Origin of the sequence: Paenibacillus sp. A14 (genome assembly GCF_036864815.1) — a bacterium.
Classification (GTDB): domain Bacteria; phylum Bacillota; class Bacilli; order Paenibacillales; family Paenibacillaceae; genus Fontibacillus; species Fontibacillus sanfengchensis.
The window spans coordinates 44,127-68,866 of sequence record NZ_JBAGJD010000018.1; the positions used below are offsets into that span (position 1 = coordinate 44,127).

The 24,740-nt window shown below is 51.6% G+C and carries 24 protein-coding genes, 1 tRNA gene, 2 rRNA genes and 2 riboswitches; of the genes, 9 read left to right on the forward strand and 18 right to left on the reverse strand.

The genetic code is table 11. The features are described 5' to 3' along the window. Nucleotides 1-26: 26 nt before the first annotated feature. A complete protein-coding gene (locus tag V4U88_RS25335; protein ID WP_334075978.1) occupies nt 27-548 on the reverse strand; it encodes a YwhD family protein in 522 nt (173 codons plus the stop codon). A 165-nt stretch (nt 549-713) separates the two neighbouring features. On the opposite strand from V4U88_RS25335, the gene V4U88_RS25340 reads away from it, so the two are divergent. From V4U88_RS25340 to V4U88_RS25365, 6 genes are all read left to right on the forward strand, one after another. Next, nucleotides 714-2,717 carry a M1 family metallopeptidase gene (locus V4U88_RS25340; protein ID WP_334075979.1) on the forward strand — a complete coding sequence of 668 codons (2,004 nt, stop codon included), beginning with the start codon at nt 714-716 and terminating at the stop codon, nt 2,715-2,717. Nucleotides 2,718-2,874: 157 nt separating this feature from the next. Continuing rightward, nucleotides 2,875-3,705: a hypothetical protein gene (locus V4U88_RS25345; RefSeq protein ID WP_334075980.1), complete on the forward strand. Its 831-nt coding sequence runs from the start codon at nt 2,875-2,877 to the stop codon at nt 3,703-3,705. Between the two features lie 221 nt (nt 3,706-3,926). Continuing rightward, nucleotides 3,927-4,061: riboswitch (cyclic di-AMP (ydaO/yuaA leader) on the forward strand. 2 nt (nt 4,062-4,063) lie between these two features. Next, nucleotides 4,064-4,555, forward strand: a complete 492-nt coding sequence (locus V4U88_RS25350; protein ID WP_334075981.1) for a C40 family peptidase — start codon at nt 4,064-4,066, stop codon at nt 4,553-4,555. 242 nt (nt 4,556-4,797) lie between these two features. After that, a riboswitch (cyclic di-AMP (ydaO/yuaA leader) is annotated at nt 4,798-4,935 on the forward strand. A gap of 6 nt (nt 4,936-4,941) precedes the next feature. Then, the gene (locus tag V4U88_RS25355; protein WP_334075982.1) at nt 4,942-5,418 is read left to right on the forward strand and encodes a C40 family peptidase; all 477 of its coding nucleotides are present in this window, start codon (nt 4,942-4,944) and stop codon (nt 5,416-5,418) included. Nucleotides 5,419-5,780: 362 nt separating this feature from the next. Then, nucleotides 5,781-6,284, forward strand: a complete 504-nt coding sequence (locus V4U88_RS25360) for a GNAT family N-acetyltransferase (RefSeq protein WP_334075983.1) — start codon at nt 5,781-5,783, stop codon at nt 6,282-6,284. Nucleotides 6,285-6,441: 157 nt separating this feature from the next. Next, on the forward strand, nt 6,442-6,804 hold the full coding sequence (locus tag V4U88_RS25365) for a c-type cytochrome (protein ID WP_334075984.1): 363 nt from the start codon (nt 6,442-6,444) through the stop codon (nt 6,802-6,804). Nucleotides 6,805-6,898: 94 nt separating this feature from the next. Here the strand turns inward: V4U88_RS25365 and V4U88_RS25370 are convergent, their stop codons facing one another. Together V4U88_RS25370 and V4U88_RS25375 are read right to left on the reverse strand one after the other, a co-directional pair. Beyond that, the gene (locus V4U88_RS25370; RefSeq protein WP_334075985.1) at nt 6,899-7,198 is read right to left on the reverse strand and encodes a 4a-hydroxytetrahydrobiopterin dehydratase; all 300 of its coding nucleotides are present in this window, start codon (nt 7,196-7,198) and stop codon (nt 6,899-6,901) included. Nucleotides 7,199-7,434: 236 nt separating this feature from the next. Beyond that, nucleotides 7,435-7,728: a hypothetical protein gene (locus V4U88_RS25375; protein ID WP_334075986.1), complete on the reverse strand. Its 294-nt coding sequence runs from the start codon at nt 7,726-7,728 to the stop codon at nt 7,435-7,437. A gap of 191 nt (nt 7,729-7,919) precedes the next feature. Between V4U88_RS25375 and motA the strand changes: the two genes are divergently transcribed. Together motA and motB are read left to right on the forward strand one after the other, a co-directional pair. Continuing rightward, nucleotides 7,920-8,723, forward strand: a complete 804-nt coding sequence (gene motA / locus V4U88_RS25380) for a flagellar motor stator protein MotA (RefSeq protein ID WP_334075987.1) — start codon at nt 7,920-7,922, stop codon at nt 8,721-8,723. Continuing rightward, the gene (gene motB / locus V4U88_RS25385; protein ID WP_334075988.1) at nt 8,707-9,516 is read left to right on the forward strand and encodes a flagellar motor protein MotB; all 810 of its coding nucleotides are present in this window, start codon (nt 8,707-8,709) and stop codon (nt 9,514-9,516) included. Before motA ends, motB begins: the two co-directional genes overlap by 17 nt. A gap of 87 nt (nt 9,517-9,603) precedes the next feature. Here the strand turns inward: motB and V4U88_RS25390 are convergent, their stop codons facing one another. Then, nucleotides 9,604-10,308, reverse strand: a complete 705-nt coding sequence (locus V4U88_RS25390) for a pseudouridine synthase (RefSeq protein WP_334075989.1) — start codon at nt 10,306-10,308, stop codon at nt 9,604-9,606. 13 nt (nt 10,309-10,321) lie between these two features. Next, complete coding sequence (locus tag V4U88_RS25395; protein ID WP_334076000.1) at nt 10,322-12,211, reverse strand: ATP-binding protein; 1,890 nt, start codon at nt 12,209-12,211, stop codon at nt 10,322-10,324. Between the two features lie 338 nt (nt 12,212-12,549). Between V4U88_RS25395 and tadA the strand changes: the two genes are divergently transcribed. Beyond that, complete coding sequence (tadA, locus tag V4U88_RS25400; protein WP_334075990.1) at nt 12,550-13,065, forward strand: tRNA adenosine(34) deaminase TadA; 516 nt, start codon at nt 12,550-12,552, stop codon at nt 13,063-13,065. A gap of 82 nt (nt 13,066-13,147) precedes the next feature. On the opposite strand, the gene V4U88_RS25405 is transcribed toward tadA, so the two are convergent. From V4U88_RS25405 to V4U88_RS25465, 13 genes are all read right to left on the reverse strand, one after another. Next, nucleotides 13,148-14,221, reverse strand: a complete 1,074-nt coding sequence (locus tag V4U88_RS25405; RefSeq protein WP_334075991.1) for a DUF6612 family protein — start codon at nt 14,219-14,221, stop codon at nt 13,148-13,150. Nucleotides 14,222-14,321: 100 nt separating this feature from the next. Next, entirely contained in the window at nt 14,322-15,227 is a 906-nt protein-coding gene (locus tag V4U88_RS25410; RefSeq protein WP_334076001.1) for a YitT family protein, read from the reverse strand. 193 nt (nt 15,228-15,420) lie between these two features. Then, nucleotides 15,421-15,582: a small acid-soluble spore protein P gene (locus tag V4U88_RS25415; RefSeq protein WP_334075992.1), complete on the reverse strand. Its 162-nt coding sequence runs from the start codon at nt 15,580-15,582 to the stop codon at nt 15,421-15,423. A gap of 149 nt (nt 15,583-15,731) precedes the next feature. Next, nucleotides 15,732-15,820 (reverse strand) — tRNA-Ser (locus V4U88_RS25420). Between the two features lie 61 nt (nt 15,821-15,881). Beyond that, nucleotides 15,882-17,165 (reverse strand): serine--tRNA ligase, encoded by a 1,284-nt coding sequence (gene serS / locus V4U88_RS25425; protein ID WP_334075993.1) that lies wholly within the window; start codon nt 17,163-17,165, stop codon nt 15,882-15,884. A 151-nt stretch (nt 17,166-17,316) separates the two neighbouring features. Beyond that, on the reverse strand, nt 17,317-17,898 hold the full coding sequence (gene pdxT, locus V4U88_RS25430) for a pyridoxal 5'-phosphate synthase glutaminase subunit PdxT (protein ID WP_334075994.1): 582 nt from the start codon (nt 17,896-17,898) through the stop codon (nt 17,317-17,319). 45 nt (nt 17,899-17,943) lie between these two features. Further along, on the reverse strand, nt 17,944-18,825 hold the full coding sequence (gene pdxS / locus V4U88_RS25435; RefSeq protein WP_334075995.1) for a pyridoxal 5'-phosphate synthase lyase subunit PdxS: 882 nt from the start codon (nt 18,823-18,825) through the stop codon (nt 17,944-17,946). Nucleotides 18,826-18,916: 91 nt separating this feature from the next. After that, nucleotides 18,917-20,329: a D-alanyl-D-alanine carboxypeptidase family protein gene (locus tag V4U88_RS25440; protein ID WP_334075996.1), complete on the reverse strand. Its 1,413-nt coding sequence runs from the start codon at nt 20,327-20,329 to the stop codon at nt 18,917-18,919. A 184-nt stretch (nt 20,330-20,513) separates the two neighbouring features. Next, nucleotides 20,514-21,971, reverse strand: a complete 1,458-nt coding sequence (gene guaB, locus V4U88_RS25445) for an IMP dehydrogenase (protein WP_334075997.1) — start codon at nt 21,969-21,971, stop codon at nt 20,514-20,516. 522 nt (nt 21,972-22,493) lie between these two features. Next, nucleotides 22,494-23,084 carry an ATP-dependent Clp endopeptidase proteolytic subunit ClpP gene (gene clpP, locus V4U88_RS25450; RefSeq protein WP_334076002.1) on the reverse strand — a complete coding sequence of 197 codons (591 nt, stop codon included), beginning with the start codon at nt 23,082-23,084 and terminating at the stop codon, nt 22,494-22,496. Nucleotides 23,085-23,112: 28 nt separating this feature from the next. Beyond that, nucleotides 23,113-23,997, reverse strand: coding sequence for an RNA polymerase sigma factor (locus tag V4U88_RS25455; protein WP_334075998.1), 885 nt, complete (start codon nt 23,995-23,997; stop codon nt 23,113-23,115). A 389-nt stretch (nt 23,998-24,386) separates the two neighbouring features. Beyond that, nucleotides 24,387-24,503: ribosomal RNA gene (gene rrf, locus V4U88_RS25460) — 5S ribosomal RNA — on the reverse strand. Between the two features lie 113 nt (nt 24,504-24,616). Next, nucleotides 24,617-24,740: ribosomal RNA gene (locus V4U88_RS25465) — 23S ribosomal RNA — on the reverse strand; the annotation flags it as partial.

Below are 24,740 nucleotides of genomic sequence, written 5' to 3' on the forward strand. Positions count from 1 at the left end.
TGACTTGAGGCCAACCTCTTTCTCTATTATGCTTCCAATGCCGCCTTCAGCTCGTCGGAAGAGCGTTCGTACCACTCTTGATTCGTATCGATCAATAGCTGTTTGAGCGTGCTCTTTTGCTCCGCCGAAAGTCCGTCCAGGATAATCCGGCGCTTCAATGCGTAATCCATCTTGTTGACATGGTCGGCAAGAATCTTCCACCCGCGGCGGGCTTCCGAATCGATCCACATTTCGCAGGCCGTGAGCCCGCCGTAAAATTGCCCCTCGGGCGAACGGTCCACAGCGACCCACACGATCCATACCTGACGGCCGGCCGGCACGTCCTCCCGGTTGGTGGAGAATTTGATCCCCTTCTCCACCTTGCTCTTGGCATGCATCGCCCCGATATCGATGTAAGCCTCACTGCCGTCGATGATCACCGGTGACATGCTGTTCAAGTCGATCGAGCCTGCGCCGAAACCTTTGTGCTTGCTCTTTTCCTCATTGCTGATAATGTTCAACGCGAAGATCTTTTTGCCTGTTTTCTGCGATTCCGAATTGTTCTCCATAATTCCCTCCCCAAATAGTCCTGTTCCTAAGGCCGATGTTTATGCCAAGCGGCGGGAAGCCGCCATTTGCGCGGGTTTCATTCATTTATTTAATTTTAGCTAATAATCTCCCAAATGCAAACATATACATGCTGTAGATGCTTGTCAACGGGAGGTATCCATTGTATGACCCGACGTACTTTATTCATCGGCATTTCTCTTCTTGCCCTGTGCCTCATCGCCGGTACCATCCGGTACACGCTGAGCCTGGAGCCTTCGCACCTTTCTTCCTTTGCGCCCAAAAAGGCCAAGCCTCAGGACTCGGCCAAAAACGGGCCCGCTCCCGCGCTCCCTCTGACCGAAAGCATACAAAAACCGACGGTGGAGGTGCTTAGCAACCGGCTTACGGAATATCACATCCAGGTGCGTCTCGACGAAAAGAACCATGCGCTGATCGGCACCGAAACGCTAACCTGGACACATCCCGGCAATAAAGCCGTGAATGAGCTTTTCCTCCACCTGTATCCCAACGCCTTTGCCTCCGGGGAATCCACGTTTATGAAGGAATCCGGCGGGAAGCTGCGCGGGGACGTCATGCCCAAGGACGGATGGGGCGGCATGGAATTGACGGAGATCCGGACTACGGACGGCATTTCCCTGCTTCACCGCCTTCAGTACGTTCAGCCCGACGATGGAAATACGCATGACAAGACATTGGCCAAAATCCGTCTGCCCGTCACCGTGCGCGGAGGTGAAGACCTGACGCTGAAAATCAAATTTAAAGTGAAGCTGCCCAAGGTGTTTGCCCGCATGGGCACCGCCGGCGATTTTGTCATGGCGGGCCAATGGTTCCCCAAGGTCAGCGTATATGAGCCTGCCGGAACGCGTGGCCGCAAAAATGAGGGCTGGAACCTGCACCAATATCATGGAAAATCGGAATTCTACTCCGATTTCGGCATATATAGCGTCAGCATCAATGTGCCCGAAACGTACACGGTGGCCGCGACCGGATTCCAGACCAAGCCTGCGGTTCGAAAAGACGGCCGGAAGACGGTTCAATTCTATGCCGACGATGTCCACGATTTTGCCTGGTCGGCTTCCCCCCACTTCGTTTACGCCGAAGAGCCGTTTTCCTCGGCGGAAGTCCCGGGAGTCCGCATCAAGCTATACCTCGATCCGGCGCACAAGGATCTGAAGGAGCGGTATTTTTACGCGGCTAAAGTAGCCCTCTCCAACTTCAGCAAATGGTATGGGCGCTACCCGTACTCCACCCTGTCCGTCGTCGTTCCGCCCATCCAGGGCAACGGTGCCGGCGGCATGGAATATCCGACCTTGGTCACGGCCTTTGGCGCGGGGAGCGACTCTCCGGGTTACGACGAATTGGAGCGCACTGTGATTCATGAAGTAGCCCATCAGTTTTTTTATGGGATGGTGGCCAATAACGAGTTTGAAGAAGCCTGGCTTGACGAAGCCTTCGCCTCCTACGCGGAGGACAAATTGATGGAGCAGGAGTTCGGGATTGCGCCCAATCTGCCGCTGCAGGCCGCGCTTATCTCCTCCCCGGCCTCTTTGACACAAGCCTCCTGGAAGTTTGGTTCCGGCGATGCTTACGCCAAAAACGTATATTCCCGGGGCAAATTGATTCTGCTGGATATCGAGCGACAGGTCGGAGCCAAAGCCATGAAGCGGATTCTTTACAGTTACAGTCAAAAATACCGTTTCAAGCATCCGACGACCGCCGATTTCCAACGTGTCGTCGAGCAGTCCACCAGCCGCAGCTGGAAGGCTTATTTCAACCAGTATGTGTACGATGGTAAAATGGCCGACTTCTCGGTGGACCGTATCATAGTCAATCAAATCGCCAACAAGAACGGGGCGCCCCTGTATGAATCAAAGGTTACTTTAAGCCGTCGGGGCGGAAACGCCCCCAAAATTCCGCTTCTCTTCAGCTTCAAGGACGGACATACGGTCCGCAAAGTCTGGAACGGCGAAGGTGGAACCGTTCAGATGAAGCTGCAGTATAAAGAACCTTTGGACTGGGTGCAGGTCGATCCCGATTATTCGCTGGTTCTCGAGAACAAACACATCAACAATTACATGAGGGCCGAAATTGCCGAGCCAACCGGCACCCGGGCTACGCTTGGCGTCGTAAAACTGCTGGAAGCGCTGCTGGGGACGCTCGTCTGGTAGGGCTCACAAAACCAGGCCTATGCTTTCGAAGTAAGTTTTGTACGCAGCTATCTCTAAGATGTAACGCTCACAAAACCAGGCCTATGCTTTCGAAGTAAGTTTTGTACGCAGCTATCTCTAAGATGTAACGCTCACAAAACTTTTAGGAGGGAAAATAATGACCTACGTACGGAATGGATGGGGGCTTGTTCGAAGCCAATTTCCCTCTGTGATCATCCTGTTTCTGTACCAGCTGCTTTGGGGGTTGTTCTTCTACCGGCTAATTCACTCGGCCGTGATCGCCTTGCTGTCGCGGTATCCCGATCCCCCACCGAATGAGTTGAGCCAGGTTCTTTACTTGATCGAGGGACAAATCGAGCTCGGACGGAGCCCGGCGATCCACCAGTATTTGTGGATGCTGTTCGGCCTGATTGCCCTGCGTCTGCTGATGACCCCGTTGTTTCAAGCCGGTATTCTTTACGGCATGAAACCTCCGGAGGAGCAAGGGGCCGGGCTTCCGCTCTTCCGCGGCATGAAGGAATTCTGGAAGCCGGTCACTCTCTTTTTCCTGCTGGAGCTGATTCTGCTCGCCCTGCCGGGGTTATGGATCATCCCGAAGTTAGCGGCCCTCTGGCCTTGGCTCATCCCGGGGGGCGGCCGTCTGGGCCCCCTGCTGGCGATCATCGGGCTGCTTTTGGGGTGGGCGGCCTACGGCTGGCTCATTCGCCAGCTCCTATTGTTCTCCCAATTTGGCTATCTGTTCAAGACGGGAGTTTGGAACTCCCTTCTAATCAGCCTCAGACACCTGCTGCCCGGCATCGCCATCTCCCTCATCCTCGGCACGGCCGGAGCCGTCTTATTTCTCATCTGCGGGGCCTTCTCTTGGATCTGGACCGGGTTGGCCGCCATGGTTTTACAGCAAACCTATCCTTTTATCCGCAGCCTATTTCAAATTTGGAGTATATCCTCTCAATATGAACTCTGGCAGACCAAGTTACATAAAGGTTAAATTTTTTTCATCTTTGTCTATCCCTTGCACCACAAGGCCTCCGCGGAAAAGCGGGGGCTTTTCCCTGTGTTTTCGCCTCTGAATCTTGCTAAATAGCCGTTGCCAAAATATACTTGCCTTTGTTACAATAGCAACAGCACAATTCAGTAACGATTTTGTAATTATTTTTGTCACCTTGGCAGGAGAATCATGTCGGGTGTCGAATATGTAAGTAAATCGGATGTAAACTACAGCCGAATTCCCTTGGCGGGGAACGGGGGAACCACTTTGGGTGAATTGATCTCGCAAGAGAGGGATCATAGGGGACCTTCAACCGAATCCTTAAGCTAACCTCGTAGGCATTGGAAGGAGCATTTTCTTGAAGAAACAGTTGACCGCAGCAGCAGTAAGTCTGGCCATTCTTTTCTCCGTTGGCACTGGGAGCGCTTTCGCCGATTCCACGTTGGACGGCGTCATCGATACGGCCTTGGGAACGGAGTACTCTTCCGGCGGCACTACAACGTCCGGCTTCGATTGTTCCGGATTTACCATGTACGTCTTTTCGAAGATCGGTATTAAACTGCCCCATCAATCCGGTGCCCAATACAAGATGGGAACGGCCGTAGAGAAGGAAGAGCTGATTGCCGGCGATCTCGTGTTCTTCAACACTTCCGGTAAAGGCGTTTCTCATGTCGGCGTTTATGTTGGTGATGGCAAGTTTGCCCACGCATCTTCTTCCAAGGGCGTAGTCATCAGCAAACTGAGTGAGAAGTATTATGTACAGCGTTATGTCGGAGCGAAACGGATTCTGAGTACCGATAAGTACGAAGAAGTCACCACCGACTCCCAAGAGCATGACGATGTAGAATAATTCCGGCAAAGGCCCGCAGCGATTCTTTCGAGTCGTAGACTGCGGGTTTTTTCATGGCTGTTTGGGAAATCCCGTTTAGGAGAAATTACCCGTCTCTCCCCGGCATAAACAGGACAATAGAATTAAAATATCCGGCAACCCTAGAATAGCTTGCCAAAGCAAGTTAGGCTTGGTACAATAACCAAAGTAAATAGTAACAACTTTGTAAACATTGTTCGCCACGTCACAACTTTGGGTGCATTCAACTAGACTAGCCGAATTCCCGGCACCCGGGAAACGGGGGAACCATTTTGGGTGAATTGATTACCGATACATAGGAATCATAGGGAACCTTCAACCGAATCCTCAAGCTAACCTCGCAGGCATTGGAAGGAGAACTTTACATCATGAGAAAGACATTTGCAGCAGCAGCGACAAGTTTGGCGATTCTGTTCACCTTGGGGACAGGGAGCGTATCGGCCGAAGACACGACCTTGAACAGCGTGGTTAACTCTGTTTACGGAACGCCTTATAAATACGGGGGTGTCTCCACAAGCGGATTTGATTGCTCCGGATTTACGAGATATGTGTTCAAGCAGATGGGGGTCAAGCTCGCCCGGGTCTCTTCAGCCCAGTACAAACAAGGCACGCCTGTCGCCAAAAGCCAGTTAAAGCCGGGGGATCTCGTATTCTTCAATACCTTGGGCAAGAATAAAGTATCCCATGTCGGCATTTACATCGGTGAGGGGAAATTTGCGCACGCCTCTTCATCCAAAGGAATTCGTACGGATAAATTAAACAGCAGTTACTATAAATCAAAATATGTCGGGGCCAAAAGAATTCTCAGCAAAACCGGTTATTCCACATATGCCGCAGAATCATGACCCCTACGCCAAATTGAGGCGCTCACCTCAACTTAGTTAATACCGCAGTGGTTCTTGCCGGAACCACTGCGTTTTTTTCGCTATATACCATATAACGAAAGTCCGTTCAAAAAGGTTTCCAAATATGGCCTTTCCGCCAAAATTTATTTTTTCACGATCGCCGTTTCCTCTCCCGGACTCCACTGTCCAAATCTTCCCATACTCCACATTACCCCTCTGACCGAGGACGAAACACCTACGTCTTCCTATCTTTACAAGCAACCCATTTCCCGTTAGAGTGAGGGTAAACGGAATTTTCTAATCGATGAAAAGACAGCCCCGCGATATAATATCCATTCCCATTGTTTAAAGGAGGCGCAAACATGGAAAAACCAGTCACTACATTCCGGATCGTTCCCATGGAGGAGAGCCACGGCGCGGCTATCTGTACCTGGAAATACGATTCCCCATACGATATCTATAGCTGGCTCCCCTGGGAACAAATGAAAGCGCTCGACGTGGAGTTTGGGAACCCGGCCTTAAGAGCGCAACAATATGTCTCATTAATGACCCCTGATGATGAGCTCGCCGGATTTGCCCAGTACTTTCCGATGGAAGGGGTGACACGGCTCGGCATCGGGATGCGGCCCGATTTATGCGGCCAGGGACTGGGTAAAACCTTTGTGCTGACGATCGTGGAGGAAGCCCGGCGGCGGAAACCGCAGAATGTCATCGACCTGGAGGTATTGACCTGGAACACCCGGGCGATTCGCGCTTATCAAAAAGCCGGCTTCGTCATTACCGATTTGTACGAAAAAATGACCCCGGGCGGTATTTCCAAACCTTACTACTGTATGGTTTACAAAGGTGCCCCAGTCTCACCTTAATCTATATTGCGAGGTTGTCTGTGATAAACGGCACGTCATTTGGGGAAATATTTAAAAAACCGGAGTAATTCGTTACTTTTTTTGTCACAAACGCTATGATCAATGAGCCTGTTCCGCTATAATGGAAGGGGTAACTTACATAGGAGGGACGATCGGAATGCAGAAGTGGATCATGAGCGGATTACTCGTCGTGGCTTGCGCCTTTGCAGCCGTGTTAATGTTTACATTGCCCGGCCGGGAACAGGTAGCTCAGGAAGAGAAGCCTCAGATGCCTGAAGTCACGTTAAATGCGGAACAAGCCGAGGCCGTTATAAAGGCGAACTGCATCAGCTGTCATGGTGATGAATTGAAAGGCGGAGCCGGTCCGAACCTGCAAAAAGTAGGTTCCGCGCTGTCGGCTGACCAGTTGTTTGGGATCATTACCAAAGGGAAAGGCGGAGGCATGATGCCTTCCTTCAAGGATAAGTTGAAGGAAGAGGAAATCGCCAACGTCGCGCTTTATCTTTCCGAAAAGAAATAACGCTTACAACAATACGCCCGCCGGGGCCTGGGTCCAGGTTTTCGGCGGGCGCTTTTCTGCAGCCTCGATTATCTTGCTTTCCTGCATTCGTTTCTCAACCGGCAGAACGGGCCTTCTCGAATGCTTCATTATATTGCTGCGCTTCCTTGATATCCACGGCCGTGATGCCGCCTTCCTCCCAGGAGGTCAGGCGAAGCGTCACCGTTTTGTGATCGATGGTTATAAAGGGGTGATGGTTAAACGCTTCCGAAATGGCGGCAACCTCGTCCACAAACGCAATCCCTTTCATAAAGTTGGAGAAGGTATATTTGCGGACGATCCAGCGTCCCTCCTCCAGCTCCCAACCTTCCAGCCTTTCCAAATGCGCCTCTACTTCTTGCGGCGTAAACGGCATTGTTCTTCCTCCCCGTTTCCTCAAACTTCCCTGTATGTAATCCTGCAGTGAAGGATTTTATTCTTCGTCTCCAGCCCGGCATGAGCATCCATTTATTGTATTCCATGGATCGGCTGTTCATGCGCGGAAGGCTTTTCCTGATTTACCCTGCCCGTCCGAGCAGGTCTAGCGTGTCGATCTTCTAAGTCTTTATTTTACCATGCTCCCGAACAATATTCCAAAAAAACGCCCCGCTGTCAAATCAAAGCCACGGAGGTCAACTCGTCTTCGCCGATGAGCACATTGATTCTGTGGCCCTCAGCATCGTGAATAACCACAGCGCTGCCCACGCTAATCACGGGTTCGGTCCCCAGCGCAAAGAACAAATCTTCCGCCAATGCCTCTTGGACCTCATAACGTTCTTCGCCGGAAAGGTCCGCCCACTCCGCAGCCTCCATTTCAAAAAATTCATAGCTATCCGGAATGCGTCCAACCGCTTCCGTCAGATCTGCCAAAATATGTTCATAATCTCTTCCGTGCTTTACTCCCACCGCCTAATGGCTCCCTTCTTAGTAGTCTAATACAGACTGTATTCTCATTATACCGGAAAAAACACCTTAAAAAAAAAGGGAATTCTGTCGATAAAAAAGATAAACCGTTTTTCGGACAAGGTTGTAATGCCTCCAGCAAGGATGCGGGAGACAGAAAAATGGAAACAATTATCTCAAGGACGAGGTGTGCAATGGAAATTTCAACGATTATTGGACTTATTCTCGGTTTCGTGGCGCTTATTTTAGGAATGTTCCTGAAAGGTGCACCTATTGAAAGCTTGGTCTCGAACCCTGCGGCCTTTGTCATTATCTTTGTAGGGACGGCAGCGACGCTGTTTGTGGCATTTCCGCTTTCGGACATCAAGAAATTCCCCGTGTTGCTCAAACTCACCATGTCAAAGCCCAAAATGATCAGCAAGGCTGAGCTGATTACCCTGTTCATGGAATGGGCGACCATTACCCGCCGTGAAGGTCTGCTTGCTTTGGAAGCCAAGGTGGAGGAAATTGAAGATGATTTTTTACGCGGCGGGATGCGGATGATCATCGACGGTAACGATCAGGATTTCGTTCAAGACGTCCTTACGGAAGATATCGCAGCCACCGAAGAGCGTCATAAGGCGGGGGCGCAAATCTTCTCCCAGGCCGGGATGTACGCGCCTACCCTAGGGGTACTCGGGGCGGTTGTCGGACTCATCGCCGCATTGTCCGATATGAGTGATATCGACAAATTGTCCCACGCGATTTCCGGTGCTTTTATCGCAACAGTTTTCGGTATTTTCACAGGTTATGTCATGTGGCACCCGATCGCCAATAAACTGAAGCGTCTCTCGAAGAAAGAGATGGAAGTTCGGCTGATGATGGTGGAAGGCTTACTTTCCATTCAATCCGGTGTATCTACAATTGCGATTCAACAAAAGCTGGCCGTTTTCTTAACCCCTGCAGAGCGTGCGCAAATTTTAGAAAAGGGGGCGGGTGAAGGTGAGCAAAAAGAATAAGAAGCACCAGGAACATGAGGAGCATTCGGACGAGAGCTGGCTGCTGCCTTATTCGGACTTGATGACCCTTCTGCTCGCGTTATTTATCGTTTTGTTCGGCATGAGTACCGTGGACGCCAAGAAATTTGAGGAAATGAGCGAAGCCTTTCAAAGCGTGCTTACCGGCGGTGCGGGAGTCCTGGATCAAACCGCGCTGGAGAGCAACACCAAGACCTCCCCGAATCCGGAGGACATTTCCAAAACTTCCGACAACCTGATGAAGCAGAAGAAGGAACTGATGCGGAAAGAGCAGGAGAGCCTGGAGGCGTTGAAGAAACAGCTCGATAACTACATCAAGAATAACGGGCTTACCACGCAGTTGGACACCAAGCTGAACCAATCCCAACTGATGATAACGATCAGCGATAACGCCCTCTTCCCTTCGGGGGAAGCCCAGGTGAAGCCGGACGCCCGTGTCTTGGCCAAGGCGATTTCGAATATGCTGCAAAAATTCCCCGATTATGAAGTCATCGTCTCGGGGCACACCGATAACGTTCCGATTTCGAATCATGAGTTCGCGTCCAACTGGGACCTCAGCTCTGTTCGGGCTTTGAATTTTATGAAAATTCTGCTGCTTAACGAAAACCTGGATCCGAAGAAATTCAGCGCGATCGGTTACGGTGAATACCATCCTGTCGCCAGTAACGATACCAATGTCGGCCGGGCGCAGAACCGGCGGGTGGAGGTTTCGATTATCCGGAAGTACCAGGACGGGGATCAGCAAATCGGCATGCCGGCGACGCACGAACAATAAACCATACGTATACCAAAGAAAGCTGCCCGCTTGGGCAGCTTTTTCTTGTGTAAGACCCCCAGTTAGCATGCATCTAAGTCGGGGCGTTTAGGTGAGTTCGTAATTCAGGGCCTGTCCGAGCTCCTGCTTTTCTTGGAGAGTCAGTTCCCTCCAGGTTCCCACCTTCTGATCGCCCAGATGAATATTCATAATGCGGATTCGCTGCAGCTTCCTCACCTCATAGCCGAGCGCGCTGCACATTCTGCGGATCTGCCGGTTCTTTCCTTCCGTCAAAATAATCCGGAACACCCGATCCGTTACCCGTGTGATCTTGCACGGCAGCGTCATCTCGCCCAGGATTTTGACCCCTTCTCCCATCGCTTTCAAAAAGGAAGGGATGATCGGCTTATCCACCGTCACGATATATTCCTTCTCATGCTTTCCTTCGGCCCGCAAGATCTTGTTGACGATATCTCCGTCGCTAGTCAAGAGAATCAGTCCTTCGGAATCCTTGTCCAGACGGCCGATCGGAAAAATCCGCTCCGAGTGTCCGACGAAATCGACGATATTTCCCCGGACATGGCTTTCTGTGGTACTCGTAATTCCCGGCGGCTTGTTCAGAGCGATATATACGTGGCGGCTCCGCTTCTGCTGGATCGGCTTACCGTCAATCCGGACATCGTCGCCTTCTTCCGCCTGGCTGCCGAGCATGGCCGTCTGACCGTTAATGGTCACCTTGCCCGCGTCGATCAGCTTATCCGCCTCCCGCCGGGAGCAGTACCCTGTCTCACTGATAAATTTATTGATTCTCACGCCTAGTCACCTTTCATGCTAAACTCTGCTTCCCGCCCTTGTCCGTATCGGACTTGGCATCGGCACTTGGAAGAATAATGGTTACGCAGGTTCCCTTGCCAAGCTCGCTTTCAATCCGCATTGTGCCTTTATGCCCCTCAATAATTCGTTGAGTGACCATCAGCCCGAGACCGGTTCCCTTTTCTTTATTGGTATAAAAGGGCTCTCCCAGCTTCTCCAACCGCTCCTTGGAGATGCCTTCCCCTTCATCGGTTACTCGGATGACGGCGGCACCGCTCTCTTCCGCAAGCTGCAGCCGGATTGCTCCGCCGCCCGGCATGGCCTCCATCGCATTTTTCAAAATATTGATAAACACCTGCTTAAGTTGGTTCTCTTCACAGTGTACCAGAACCGGAGACGCCGAGAAATGGGGGTGGAACTCAATATTATGTAAATGCGCCTCGCTATCCAGCAGAGAAATCACATCTCCCAAAGTAAAGCGGACATCCCTCACTTCAAACTGAACGGCTTGCGGTTTGGCGAGAATCAGAAACTCACTCACAATCAAATTAATCCGGTCAAGCTCGGACAGCATAATATCGGTATGCAATTGATTGATCGACTTGGTCCGCTGCTGCATCTGAAGAAATCCCCGCAACGTTGTGAGGGGATTGCGAATCTCATGAGCGACGCCGGCCGCCAACTGGCCGACCGTGGTTAATTTCTCCGATCGGCGCAGCAGCTCCTCCATTTTATTATGCTCGGTCATATCGCGTGTGATGCTGATATAAGCTATAATCCGCCCGTGCTCATCATAAATCGGAGATTCGCTGATGCTGACGTGGACTTCGCTCCCATCCTTCCGCAGCCGAACGGTCTCCGTCAAAACAAAGGGTTTTCCTCGCCGGGTCTCCCTGGAACTCTCCCCTTCACTTAGTAGAATGGGGGAAATGAACTCCGGCTTGGTGCCGATGATCTCCTCGCTAGTCCAGCCGAACAATTCTTCAAAGGCCGAGTTAACCCGCAGCACTCTGCCTTCCAAATCGATGACATGAATCGCATCGGCGGTTTGATTAATAATCGATTCCAAATGTTCCTTCATCAAGCGGTTTTCTTCGCTCTTTTGCTTTAGAACGGTCATATAATGCCCCAAACTATTCGCCATCGCATCGATTTGACCGGCGAGCTGTCCGAGCTCATCTCTCCGGTTCATTTGGATTCGCGCATCAAAATCGCCGGAAGAAAGTCGGCTGACTCTTCCCAAAATATCCTGAATAGGCCGGATCAGCTGGCCCGCCAAAATACTGCTGGCAATAATCACCACCACCAACAGCACAATAGATACCGATATTTGGCTAACCATATGCTTGTAAATGACCGAGGAGATCGGCTGATAGCTGGAAATGATGCGGATCACATAGGACTCCTGATAGTGCGGCTGAATCGGAATATAGCTCTCCAACACCCGCTGACCGTTGATTTCCGTTTCCTGAAGCAGGTTAGTCCCTTTAAGCAGCGCATTTCGCGCCATATCGCCAACATTCGGGTCTTTTCGATACTGATAAGTGCCGAACAAAAGCGTAGGCTGTTGATCGCTTCTCCCCGGCTGCAAGCCGGAAATCTCAAGCAAGTGCCGGTTCGCTCGCAAAGATTCATCGGCGATTCGTTCCGGGCTCGTCATTCTTAGCGTTTCATCGACAAAGTCGCGGCTGGCCTTCGGGTCGATCATATTCTTCACATATTCATAAACCGAGCGGCTCTGCTCTACGGCCAAAGCAATCTGTTTGGCGGTCAGCAGCATATCCGCTTCGCGGTCTCTGCGTAAGTTATCCTGGGTCGTAAGGTAACTGAGTACAATGTTAATAGAAAGCAAAGTCACGGTAAAAGCCGTCATAATGAGGGCGAGTTTGGTTTTAATCGACAAAAGAATCTTCACCCCTCAGGCGGAAAATGGTGATAATTGGCACATGCTGTTGCTATCCCCATCATACCTGTAACGACAAGATTTGCAAAGACGTTGAATTTCCCAGTTGATTTCCCTACAATAAGAAAAAATACCTACTCACCCTTGTGAATATCCTTATAATTTCGAGTGGTTATCCACATATTATAAACATACAAACAATGCTATAGTGGAATATGTGAATAAGATTGGGGATAAAACGGAGGTTATACACAAGTTTGTCCACAACATGTTAAGAACGAATACCTGTTCGCTGGACAAAATATGTCGAATTACGTTGAAGGAGCTGAACTTATACCATGCCACTTCCGTGGATTCCGGAGCCTCCCCCATCGTCGCAACCGCATGAATACTGGATGGAGCAGGCGATTCAGGAGGCGCACAAAGCCGAAGCGCTCGGCGAAGTTCCTATCGGCGCCGTCATTGTTTACGGCGATGAGATTATTGGCCGGGGCTACAATTTAAGAGAGAGCACGCATGACGGCACCGCTCACGCCGAAATGATCGCGATCCGCCAAGCCAGCGAGCGCCTGAAGGCGTGGCGGCTTCTGCACTGCCGGCTTTACGTAACGCTGGAGCCCTGCCCCATGTGCGCCGGTGCGATCGTCCAGAGCCGCGTGCCTCTGGTCGTGTACGGAGCTCCCGACCCGAAGGCGGGCTGCGCCGGGACGCTGATGAACCTGCTCCAGGAGCCCAGGTTCAATCACCGGACCGAGTTGGTTTCCGGCGTGCTGGAGGAGGAGTGCGGCTCGCTGCTGCGCGATTTCTTTCGGAAGCTTCGAAAGAAACCGGTTAGCGATGAATCCGCCCCATGAGATCAAGTGCTGGCTTTCTATCTAAAAAAACCGTGCGAATCATAAGATTCGCACGGTTTTTGCGTAGGCCGCATCCGATAGATTAATAACCCATGCCGCCCATTTCTTGTTCCAGTTGATCCAACGTAATCGTATCCTTCGGAATTCCGATCGAGAATGCAGCTTTCTCATTGATTTTGCTGAACGTGCTCTTCGCTTGCAGCGCCAGCTTCACCTTCATATCGGATTCCGGATCGTTGATTTCCAAATCCATAGTCATGTCGGAATGCGATGGAAAGTCCTTCTTGTCGATCGCCGTATTGACTACGAATTTATTGACTTTTAGATACTTCTGCATTTCATCCAGCGCTTTGCCAAGTTCAGCTTGGTCGCCTTCCTTAAGCGCCTTTTTGGCTTCTTCGATATCCTCGGGCTTCAAATCGAACATGGCACGGTATTCCTCTTTGCCCACGATATCCAGCACTTTCGGAAGCGCGTTGTTGATCAGGATCGTGATCGCTTCCTTCACATTTTCGTTATTTACGCTGAATTGTACGACTTGCTTGGCCTTAAATCCTTCAGGCAATGCCACTTCCTTCGGCTCCACATTCTTGAAGTATTTCGCCGAATCATACTCGGCCAAGACCGCGCTGGAGATTTCCCCCGCAAGCTTCTGTGTCTTGTCCGTGTTAAAGAGGTCCGGATTGAATTCCTCGCCGCTTTGTTTCGCCAGTTCCTTCAGGTCCAGCTCCAGGAACTTCCCGACGATGTTTTCCGGCATCGGCAGGAAAGGAATGCTTGGGATTTTAACATACATTTTTTCCTTGGTCATGACAAAAGGAACCGTGATCGTCGTCGTCATATCGCCGGTCAATTTGACTTCCAGAGTGGCTTCCGTTTGCATCGGATCCTTCTGGTAAATCTGGTTCACGTTAATTTCGGCGTTCTTCAACATCGAGAATACGGCGCCCACTTCGGCCGCTTCGGAAGAAGCCCCGTCAAACGTCAGATCCAAAATTTTAATTTGGTTGTTAAGCACATAAGAGTCCATCTTCAGCGCCTGAATCGCTGCGCTTCCGAGCGCTTCCTTCGGTTCTTTTTTGGTATTGCAGCCGGACAGCACCAGAACGACCGACATCAACAACACCAAAGCCGACACGTAAAACTTCCTAGACATTAATAACCCCTCTCCGTCATGTAAACCTGACTATAAAAAAGATCAAAACTACCCCTATCATAAACCATTTTCGCTTCAGCGGGAACACATTTTCAAAAATTTAGTGAATCGATTTCTTCTTAAAACGTCCGCCTTTCACGTCATGGATATTTCCAACGGCCAAAAATGCATTTTCGTCGTAATGATTTACAATTTCTTTCAGCTTGGCTTCTTCCAAGCGCGTGACCACGCAAAAAATCACTTTCTTCGGATCCCCGGTAAACCCGCCTTCTCCGGATAAATAAGTAACGCCCCGGCCGAGCCGGCTGACAATAGCTGCCCCGATTTCATCGATCTGATCGCTAATAATCCATACCGATTTCGATTCATTCAAACCGTCCACCACGATATCTATCGTTTTATAAGCGATATAATAGGCCAGCAGAGAGAACAGCGCCCGTTCCCAGCTAAAAACAAAACCTGCGCTAAGAAGAATGAAGAAGTTGAAAAACATAATGATCTCGCCCACGGAAAACGGGGATTTTCGGGAAATGAGGATCGCCACGATCTCCGTACCGTCCAGAGAGCCGCCGAACCGGATCACAATGCCTGTACCGAGTCCAAGCAGAATCCCGCCAAAGACAAAAGCCAGCAGAGTATCTTGCACAAAAGCTTCTACGGGATGCAGCAGTGCGGTTCCGATCGACATGACCGTAATCCCTACCAAGGTTGAGATCGCAAAGGTTTTGCCGATTTGTTTGTAGCCGATAATAAGAAAGGGAAGATTGAAGAGGAAAAGGAAAATACCTAAGGGTAATTGAGACAAATAAGAGGACATTACAGAGATACCGGTAATTCCACCGTCCGTGATCATGTTCGGAACAAGAAACAGTTCGAGCGCCACAGAGACCAAAATGGCTCCCACAATAATAAAGAAGAATCGAAGCACCAGGCTTCCTAAGGTCCTTTGCTTATGCTGCCGGGGAGCCTCCCCCGAATTCGCGTCAGGGGTGGGGATGTTATTCATTTCTACCAAGTTCAAACGCATCACGTTCCTTTCAATACAGTATAGTTTTTCTCCATCTCTCCATTTCCTTAAAATCGGCATCTATAACGCCTCTATTTCTATTATGCCATTTTATGAACCTTATGTCTTGCTTTAATTCCAAATTGGCATGAAAAAACCCGGCACGAAGCCGGGATTTAAGACGCGCTTAGGCTTAGCGGTGCCCGCTTCCTTCCGGATTTCGGTTGCCACCCTGTTGGCGCATTTTGACTTTCTTGGAGCCGGAAAGCGGCTCCGGGCCGCCATGCCCGCGCTCCCTTTGGTTGCTCGTATCCGGCTGGGTTCCGGGCGTCGTGTAAGTCTGCGGTTTAGTCACGGATTTTCCCCCTTTGCGGTGTAAATTGAGGTTCATCCGTTAACTTGCTTCACAAGGCAGGGCTTTATACAATGCCGGGACATTTGCCAAAATATAAAAAGGAGCGATCTTCATCGCCCCTACAGTGTTATGATCAGTTAAATATAAGCTGGCGGAGAGGGTGGGATTCGAACCCACGTGAGCTTGCACTCTAACGGTTTTCAAGACCGCCCCGTTATGACCGCTTCGGTACCTCTCCAAATAAGAATCTGATTCGCGTAACAAATCAGATTCTATCACATCCCGGTACTGAGATCAAGTCATTTCCGCTTGGCAATAACCTGCAAATTACCCATATAAGGACGAAGTACTTCGGGAACTTCCACACTGCCGTCCTCCTGCTGGTAATTCTCCAGAATGGCCGCCACGGTGCGTCCCACGGCAAGTCCCGATCCGTTCAGCGTATGTACGAATTCCGGCTTGGCCTTAGGCTCCGGACGGAACCGGATGTTGGCCCGGCGGGCCTGGAAATCCTCGACATTCGAGCAGGACGAAATCTCTCGATACACTCCGCTCTCCGGCAACCAAACTTCAAGGTCATACGTTTTGGCGGACGTAAAGCCCATATCGCCGGTGCACAGTGTCAGTACCCGATACGGCAGCTTCAAAAGCTGAAGGACGCGCTCTGCGTTTGCCGTCATCTTTTCCAATTCCTCATAAGAGTGGTCCGGGTGCACGATCTTGATCATTTCCACTTTGTTGAACTGATGCTGGCGAATGAGCCCGCGCGTATCGCGCCCCGCCGCACCGGCCTCCGAACGGAAACAGGAGCTGTAAGCCACGTAGTTCCGCGGCAGGTCTTCCGCGCTCAAAATTTCGTCCCGATGGTAGTTGGTGACCGGCACTTCCGCCGTCGGAATCAGGTAATAATCGTTCTCTGTCAGTTTGAACAGGTCCTCTTCGAACTTCGGCAGCTGCCCGGTTCCATACAGGCTGTCGCGATTCACTATGTATGGCGGGAGCATTTCCTCATAGCCATGCTCATTGCTGTGCAAGTCCATCATAAAATTGATCAAGGCGCGCTCCAGACGAGCTCCAAGTCCTTTGTAAAAAGTAAACCGCGAACCCGCCACTTTGGCGCCGGCTTCAAAGTCCAGAATACCGAGGTCGGCCGCAATATCCCAATGCGCTTTCGGAGTAAAGCCAAAGCTTCTCGGCTCGCTCCAGCGGCGAATCTCCACGTTTTCCTCTTCCGAAGCGCCCACGGGAACGCTGCTGTGCGGAATATTCGGAATGCTCATCGTCAATTCCTCGATCTTTCCCTCAAGCTCCCGCACCTCGTCGTCCAGTTGCTTGATCCGATCGCCGACCTCGCGCATCTCCACGATCAGTTCATCCGCGTTTTCCTTGTTCTTCTTACGCGCAGCCACTTCGGCCGATACGGTGTTGCGGCGGTTTTTGAGCGCTTCGCTCTCCTGCAGAAGCTCTCGGCGTTTCTCGTCCAGCTCAGGGAAGCCGGCGACCAGGTCCAGCGATTTCCCCCGGTTTTTCAGCGCCTCTTCGACGCGCGCAAAATCGTTTCGCAATATTTTAACATCCAACATGGGTAGTCCCTCCTAGATTCATCCCGTCACAGCCGTACCGACTCCATCACCTGAACCAGGCCGCCGGGACCGCCGAAAAATCAGAACCTTCAATTAAAAAGAAAAACAACCTCGACCCTTTTTGGAAAAAGAGTCAAGGTATTTCAGGGGCCTAAACCGCGCCCGCTTTACTCTTGATCATCTCTAGAAAATAGGCATGCAAGGCGCTGTCATCCGTCAGCTCCGGATGGAAGGAAGACACGAGCAGGTGGCCCTGCCGCGCCGTCACGATTTCTTCTTTGTACGTGGAGAGCACTTCGACTTGGCCGCCCACCGCAGTAATTAAAGGCGCCCGGATAAAGACCGCCCGCAGCGGATCGCCCAGGCCTTTCACGTCCAGATCGGTCTCAAAGCTCTCCCGCTGCCGTCCGAAGGCATTCCGGGACACTTTGATATCCATCAACGCGAGATGAGGCTCCTCGCCGCCCTCAATCTCCTTGGCCATCACGATGAGCCCGGCGCAGGTGCCGAATACCGGCTGGCCTTGTGCCGCAAAGGTGCGGATCGCCTCAATAAACCCGTACTTGCGCATGAGTTTGCCGATCGTCGTGCTTTCCCCGCCCGGAATGATCAGTCCATCCAGCTCCGCGAGCTGCTCGGGGTGCTTCACAGCGACCCCCTCCGCACCGGCACGCCCGATACTGCGAATATGTTCCGCTACGGCGCCCTGCAGCGCCAAAACGCCAACTTTCATGGTCTAACCTTCTTTCTTGTCACCGGGCAAGCCCGATTCTCCTGATTACCAGCCCCGGTCCGACATCCGTTCCGCCGCCGACAGCTTGGAAATCTCAATCCCCTTCATCGGCGTACCCAGGTTTTTGGAGACTTCGGCGATCAATTTGTAGTCCGTATAATGCGTTGTCGCTTCCACAATGGCGCGGGCAAACTTCTCAGGGTTGTCCGATTTGAAAATCCCTGATCCGACGAATACGCCGTCCGCGCCCAGGTGCATCATCAAAGCCGCATCCGCCGGTGTAGCCACGCCGCCCGCGGCGAAGTTTACAACCGGCAGCTTGCCGTTCTCGTGAACTTCCAGGAGCAGGTCATAGGCCACACCCAAGTTTTTCGCTTCGGCATAAAGCTCGTCCTTGGACATGTTCTGCACTTTACGGATCTGGCTGTTAATCAAACGCATGTGACGCACGGCTTCCACGATATTGCCCGTTCCCGGCTCTCCCTTCGTCCGGATCATGGAAGCTCCTTCGCCGATCCGGCGAAGCGCCTCGCCCAGATCTTTGGCCCCACAGACGAAAGGAACCGTAAAATCACGTTTATCGATATGGAATACTTCATCGGCCGGAGTCAGCACTTCGCTCTCGTCCAGATAATCCACCCCTAGAGATTCCAAAACCTTCGCTTCGACATAGTGTCCGATTCGGGCCTTCGCCATAACCGGAATGGAAACCACCTTCATGACCTCTTCCACAATGGTAGGGTCCGCCATACGGGCTACACCGCCTGCGGCACGAATATCGGAAGGCACCCGTTCCAAAGCCATTACGGCAGTCGCCCCGGCCGCCTCGGCGATCTTCGCCTGCTCCGCATTCATGACGTCCATAATGACGCCGCCTTTTTGCATCTCAGCCATGCCTCTTTTTACTCGCGATGTTCCTGTTTCCATGTCCATGCCTCCCGATAATAATCTAACTTGATATTTTACAATAGTCACCTGAAATATACAATATATACGCTCGTAATAAGGAAGCCTAGATTCAGAAAAGGTTCTTGATTCCGTTGAACAAATCGCGGAAGAAATCCCCGATTGCCCGCATCAACAGCTTAAACCAGCCGGCTTTTTCCACGTCCTGCGCGGTAATGAGATTGACGGTCTTCTCCAGCGTCTGGTTCATGCCGTCGGGCTTGAAGGAGTAAGTGACAGTCCCTACCTTGGTCCCCTGTTTCAGCGGCGCGGTCAGCGTTTCGTTGGACAATGATACTGTGGCCTGAACCTTGCTGGTGTCCGCCCCTTTCGGAATCACGAAGCTGACGGCCTGATCGCTAACGACCGGTACGGACGTATTCTTGGCCTTCTTCACAGTAACGGTTTCCGTTCCCGCCACCGTCGCTTTGGGAGCAATAATTTGCTTCGTTTCGAAGTTGTTAAAGCCGTAATCCAGCACTTTACGGGTCTCGACGAAACGGGCCTCTTCCGAGGAGGTCCCCATGACCACGCTGATTAAACGCACCCCGTTGCGCTCAGCCGTCCCCGTGAAACAATTCCCGGCATTCGAAGTATGGCCCGTTTTCAGGCCGTCCAGCCCTTCATAAGCGTACTTCTTGAAATTGGTTACATTCTTGTTCGCCTCGAGCATCCAGTTATAGTTAACAATCGGAGCCTTGTCTCTTTCCCGGAATTGATGCTTTTGAATGGACGTAAACCGGGAAAAGTCAGGATGATCGGTTACGATGTATTTAGCCAGGATCGCCGCATCCATCGCCGACATCACCGTTTCCTGGTTTCCCGGCGTCCGGAATTTCTCCGGCATATCCCCGATATCGAGGCCCGTGGAGTTGGCAAAGTGCGTACTTTTCATGCCCATCCGCTTCGCTTCGTCGTTCATCATTTTGATGAAAGCCTGCTCCGATCCGGCCACATGTTCCGCTAGGGCCACCGTGGCATCATTCGCTGAGCCAACGGCCATGGCAATATATAATTCCTCAAGCGTATGTTGATCCCCTTCGGCCAAAAAAATGCGGGAACCAATCGTCTGCGCGGCGTTCTCTCGTACCGTCACCATTTCGTCCCATTTAAACTTCCCTTGCTTGACCAGATCGGCCACAATATATTCCGTCATCATTTTGGTCATACTCGCGGGAGGAAGAGCCTGGTCTCCGTTGATGTTCAACAGCACCTGGCCGGATACCGGCTCCAGCAGCACCGCCGATTTGACTTGCAGCTGCAGGGATTCCGGTGAGGGGATTTGCACGGCTCCGCTCCGCTGCGATGCCGGTTTCGTGGATTTTGTCGTCGTGGATTCCGTTTGGGTTTGTTCGCCCTCCGCCAACGCTAGGGTAGGGGCCAGGGAGAAACAGAGCATATTAAACAACAGAACGGACGCTACTCCTTTACGGACGAGATTCCGTCTGGATTTCGTTTTATGAAGGGGGGGTTGTTTCAATTTCAATGTCCTTAAAGCTCCTCTCGTAAATCTTCATCTTTTTCTAGTCTTTCATTATCAAAGGTTTCTAGTATGAATAAATACTCCATGAATTGCTTTATCTATTCTATCACAGGGCCTACCGCAAAAAAAGACAAGCAGGGCGGAAATCGCCCTGCTTGCAAATGGTATATGTTGGCTTTCGCGCCTTTTACAGCGAGTAGTTTGGAGCTTCTTTCGTAATTTGAACGTCATGCGGATGGCTTTCGCGCAGACCGGCTCCTGTAATCCGCACAAATTGCGTATCATTGCGCAGCTCGTCCAACGTCTTCGTTCCGCAATACCCCATGCCTGAGCGGAGACCGCCGATCAATTGGGTCACCGTGTCGGCCAGCGGTCCCTTGTAAGCCACGCGGCCTTCGATCCCTTCAGGAACGAGCTTCTTGTCGTCGTCCTGGAAGTAACGGTCCTTACTGCCCTGTTTCATTGCAGCCAGAGAGCCCATGCCTCTATACACTTTATAGCGGCGGCCTTGGTAGATCTCCGAATCCCCAGGGCTCTCCTCAGTTCCCGCAAAAAGACTGCCCAACATCACGGCGTGCGCCCCCGCGGCGATGGCTTTGGTGATCTCGCCGGAGTATTTGATCCCGCCGTCGGCGATGATCGGCACGCCGTATTCACGGGCTACCGTCGCGCAGTCGTAAATGGCGGTGATTTGCGGTACGCCGATGCCGGCGATGACGCGGGTCGTACAGATCGACCCCGGCCCGATGCCGACCTTAACCACGGAAGCGCCGGCTTCGATCAGCGCCCGGGTCGCTTCTCCGGTGGCCACGTTGCCCGCAATGATCGTCAGCTCCGGATACCGCTTGCGCAGTTCGGCTACCGCTTCGATGATATTAATATGGTGTCCGTGCGCGGAATCGACGGTTATGAGGTCAACGCCGGCTTTAACCAAAGCGTCGGTCCGTTCAAAGGTATCTTTCGAAATCCCCACTGCCGCGCCAACCAACAAACGGCCTTGCGCGTCCTTGGCAGCGTTCGGGAATTGAATCGCTTTTTCGATATCCTTAATGGTGATAAGACCTTTCAGCACATTGTTCTCATCCACCAGTGGCAGTTTCTCGATCTTATGCTTCTGCAGAAGCACTTCGGCCTCCTGCAGCGTCGTACCTACCGGAGCCGTAACCAGGTTATCGCGGGTCATAACATCGCTGATTTTGATGTTGTAGTCATGGACAAACCGCAAGTCACGATTCGTCAAAATCCCGATCAGCTTATGCTCCTCGTCGACGATCGGCACCCCGGAAATCCGGAATTTGCCCATCACCGCCTCCGCGTCGGAAACCAAATGGTCCGCCGTAAGCGAGAAAGGATTGGTGATTACGCCGCTTTCCGAACGTTTCACCCGGTCCACTTCCTCAGCCTGCTGTTCGATCGGCATATTCTTATGGATGATTCCGATGCCGCCTTCCCGTGCCATAGCGATTGCCATAGCCGCTTCCGTCACCGTATCCATCCCAGCGCTGATGAGCGGAATATTCAGCTTCACCTTGTCGCTCAGTTTCGTGGACACACTCACCTCTTTAGGCAATACTTCCGACTTGCGAGGAACCAGCAATACATCGTCGAATGTAAGGCCTTCCTTCTCAAATTTTCTTTCCCACACCTTAGGTTTTCCTCCTTGTTTTTTATTCGGGTCCGGTCTTGTTTTCCTTATAAAATCAACGCCGAATCTCACCTGCAAAAATATATTATTGCCATCTTAGCAAAGGCCCTATAGGCTGTCAAGGATAAGTGGGGCGATTGTCAGGGAGGCTTTCTATGACATACGCGTGTCCATCTAGGGTGTACAAATTCGCGGATTTTTAGTAATTGAGTAGGAGGCTATTCATTAGATGAGTAGCCGACCTCTCACACCACCGTACGTACCGTTCGGTATACGGCGGTTCAACCGCATAAGTGCAATTTACGTAGACGCTCGTATTGCGTAGTGATTTCTGTTCATCAGACCGAGGGTTTGCCTCCGGCTTCCTTCAGATTCCGCCTCGCGGCGGACACCCTTGCCTTCAACTAACAGTTCCTACTGCCAAGCCTGTAGCGGACTTTCACCGCCGAGTTATCGCCCATCCCGGGCGCACAAGAAAAAACGCCGCTGTTCATTTCTGAACAACGGCGTTCTTTCTTGTGCTTATGAGACGCTTTTTGCGCTGGTGATCACTTTATCAATGATCCCGTAGGTCTTGGCCTCTTCCGCGCTCATAAAGTAATCCCGGTCCATATCCCGGGCAATCCGCTCGATCGGTTGCCCCGTACGCTCGGCGGCAATTTCATTCAGCCGCTCGCGAATGCGGAGAATCCGCCGGGCGCTGATCTCGATATCGCTGGCCTGCCCTTGCGCCCCTCCGTGCGGCTGGTGGATCATGATCTCGCTGTTCGGGAGGGCAAACCGTTTGCCCTTCGTTCCGGACAACAGCAGAATCGCCGCAAACGAAGCCGCAAATCCCGAGCAGATCGTCTGTACATCAGGTTTGATGTACTGCATCGTGTCGTAAATCGCAAAACCTGCGGATGTGGACCCCCCCGGACTGTTGATGTAAAAATGAATGTCCTTCTCCGGGTCCTCCGCCGCGAGCAGCAGCATTTGGGCCGTGATGCTGTTCGCCACCTGATCGTCGATAGCCGAGCCCAAAAACACAATCCGGTCCTTCAACAAACGGGAGTAAATATCATAGGAACGCTCACCGTGACCGGTTTGTTCGATCACATAAGGAATAATCATATTGCTCACTCCGAACACCTCCATAAAATTAAGCCGCTGCGGCCCGACAGTATAGCTCCCGATTTGCCGCCAAATTGGCAGTCCAGTGAGCATTTTGCTGCGTCCGAGCTTTTGTGTGCAAAACGGAAACAACCGCTTCTTTCGGCACTCCATCATTCATTAGCATCACCATGGCAGCCGTGTTTTGTTGACGGAACGCCTCCACATAGGCGTAGGTCCTGAGCGCATCCGCTTCGGATTTTGATGTGTCCGCCGCTTCAATTTCGGACTGGCGCTTGCGGATTGAGTCGGAATGTTTGGCTATGGGCGTATTCGGATTCTTGCCCTTGTCCGTAGCTCCCCCCATTACTTGCTTATAGGGCAATGGAGTTAGCGACTTAGCTTGCGCGGGCTTTTGATCGCCAACTTTATCTTCGACCCTCTTCTTCAGCTTGGCCCTTGCCCGGTGAAGAGCGGCTTTGATTGCCCCTTCGGAGGATCTCGTCAATTCCGCGGCTTCCGCTGCAGTATACTTCAATACGTCCACCAGCAAAAAAGCCGTCCGCTGCCCCGGTGCCAACTGCTGCACCAGTATCTCCATAGCCATCCATACCTCCATTGGATCAGCGTTCGGATGTTGCAGCTCCTCCAGGGGCTGCTCTACCAATGGGAGCGTTTTTTTGCGGTTCCGGTCAATCCACGCATTGCGGGCTACCCGGTACAAGTATGCTCGAGTAATCCGATTCTCCTGGACACCCCTTTGCAGCGCGGACCACACCTTGAGCCAGGTATCCTGAACCAGGTCATCGCCTTCCCAAGGAGAACCCGCCAAAGCACGGCAATATTGCCGAAGAGCCTGGTGATGCAGAGTAATCCGATCTATATATGCGTCAGGGCTACTTACCACACCTTCCAGCGGCTGCTCTTCCCGCATGTTGGCACCTCCTGAAGATCTTCTTTGTATCCTCTATTTACGATCTCATTGTTATAAACGAAAAAATCTTACTTGTAGATACGGTACGCTATTCATTTTTTAAAATCAACCGATTGAAGAAGAGATGTGATCCATCTTTTGCAAAATACCTGCAAACCTGCAGGAATTATTGGAGTAGAGGGCCCCTCTGTGCGATATTCCTGCAAATCTGCAGGTTTTTTCGCCAATGGGGCCCCATTCCGGGGAGAGAGCCGTAAATTCCTGCACATTTGCATCTTTTCGCTTTTCGGGGCTCAAACGTTCGGAAATTGCTGCAGATTTGCATCAATTTGTATTAGAGCATACAAAAAGAGCACCACCGCTTCATACGGTAGTGCTCTTTCTTAGTTGCTTGGCAACGTCCTACTCTCCCAGGACCCTTCGGTCCAAGTACCATCGGCGCTGGAGGGCTTAACGGTCGTGTTCGGGATGGGTACGCGTGGAACCCCTCCGCCATCGCCACCAAACGTGTTCAGATGTTTGATCACCTGAAAACTGGATACGAAACGTATTTGCGTTTTAGTCTCCTCAAGTGCTCAGATCGGCTTGCTCAGCCTGACGCCACTTTTTGGAGTTATTTTTGGATAAGCCCTCGACCGATTAGTACCTGTCAGCTCCATGCATTGCTGCACTTCCACCCCAGGCCTATCAACCTCGTCGTCTTCAAGGGGTCTTACTAATTGGGAAATCTCATCTTGAGGGGG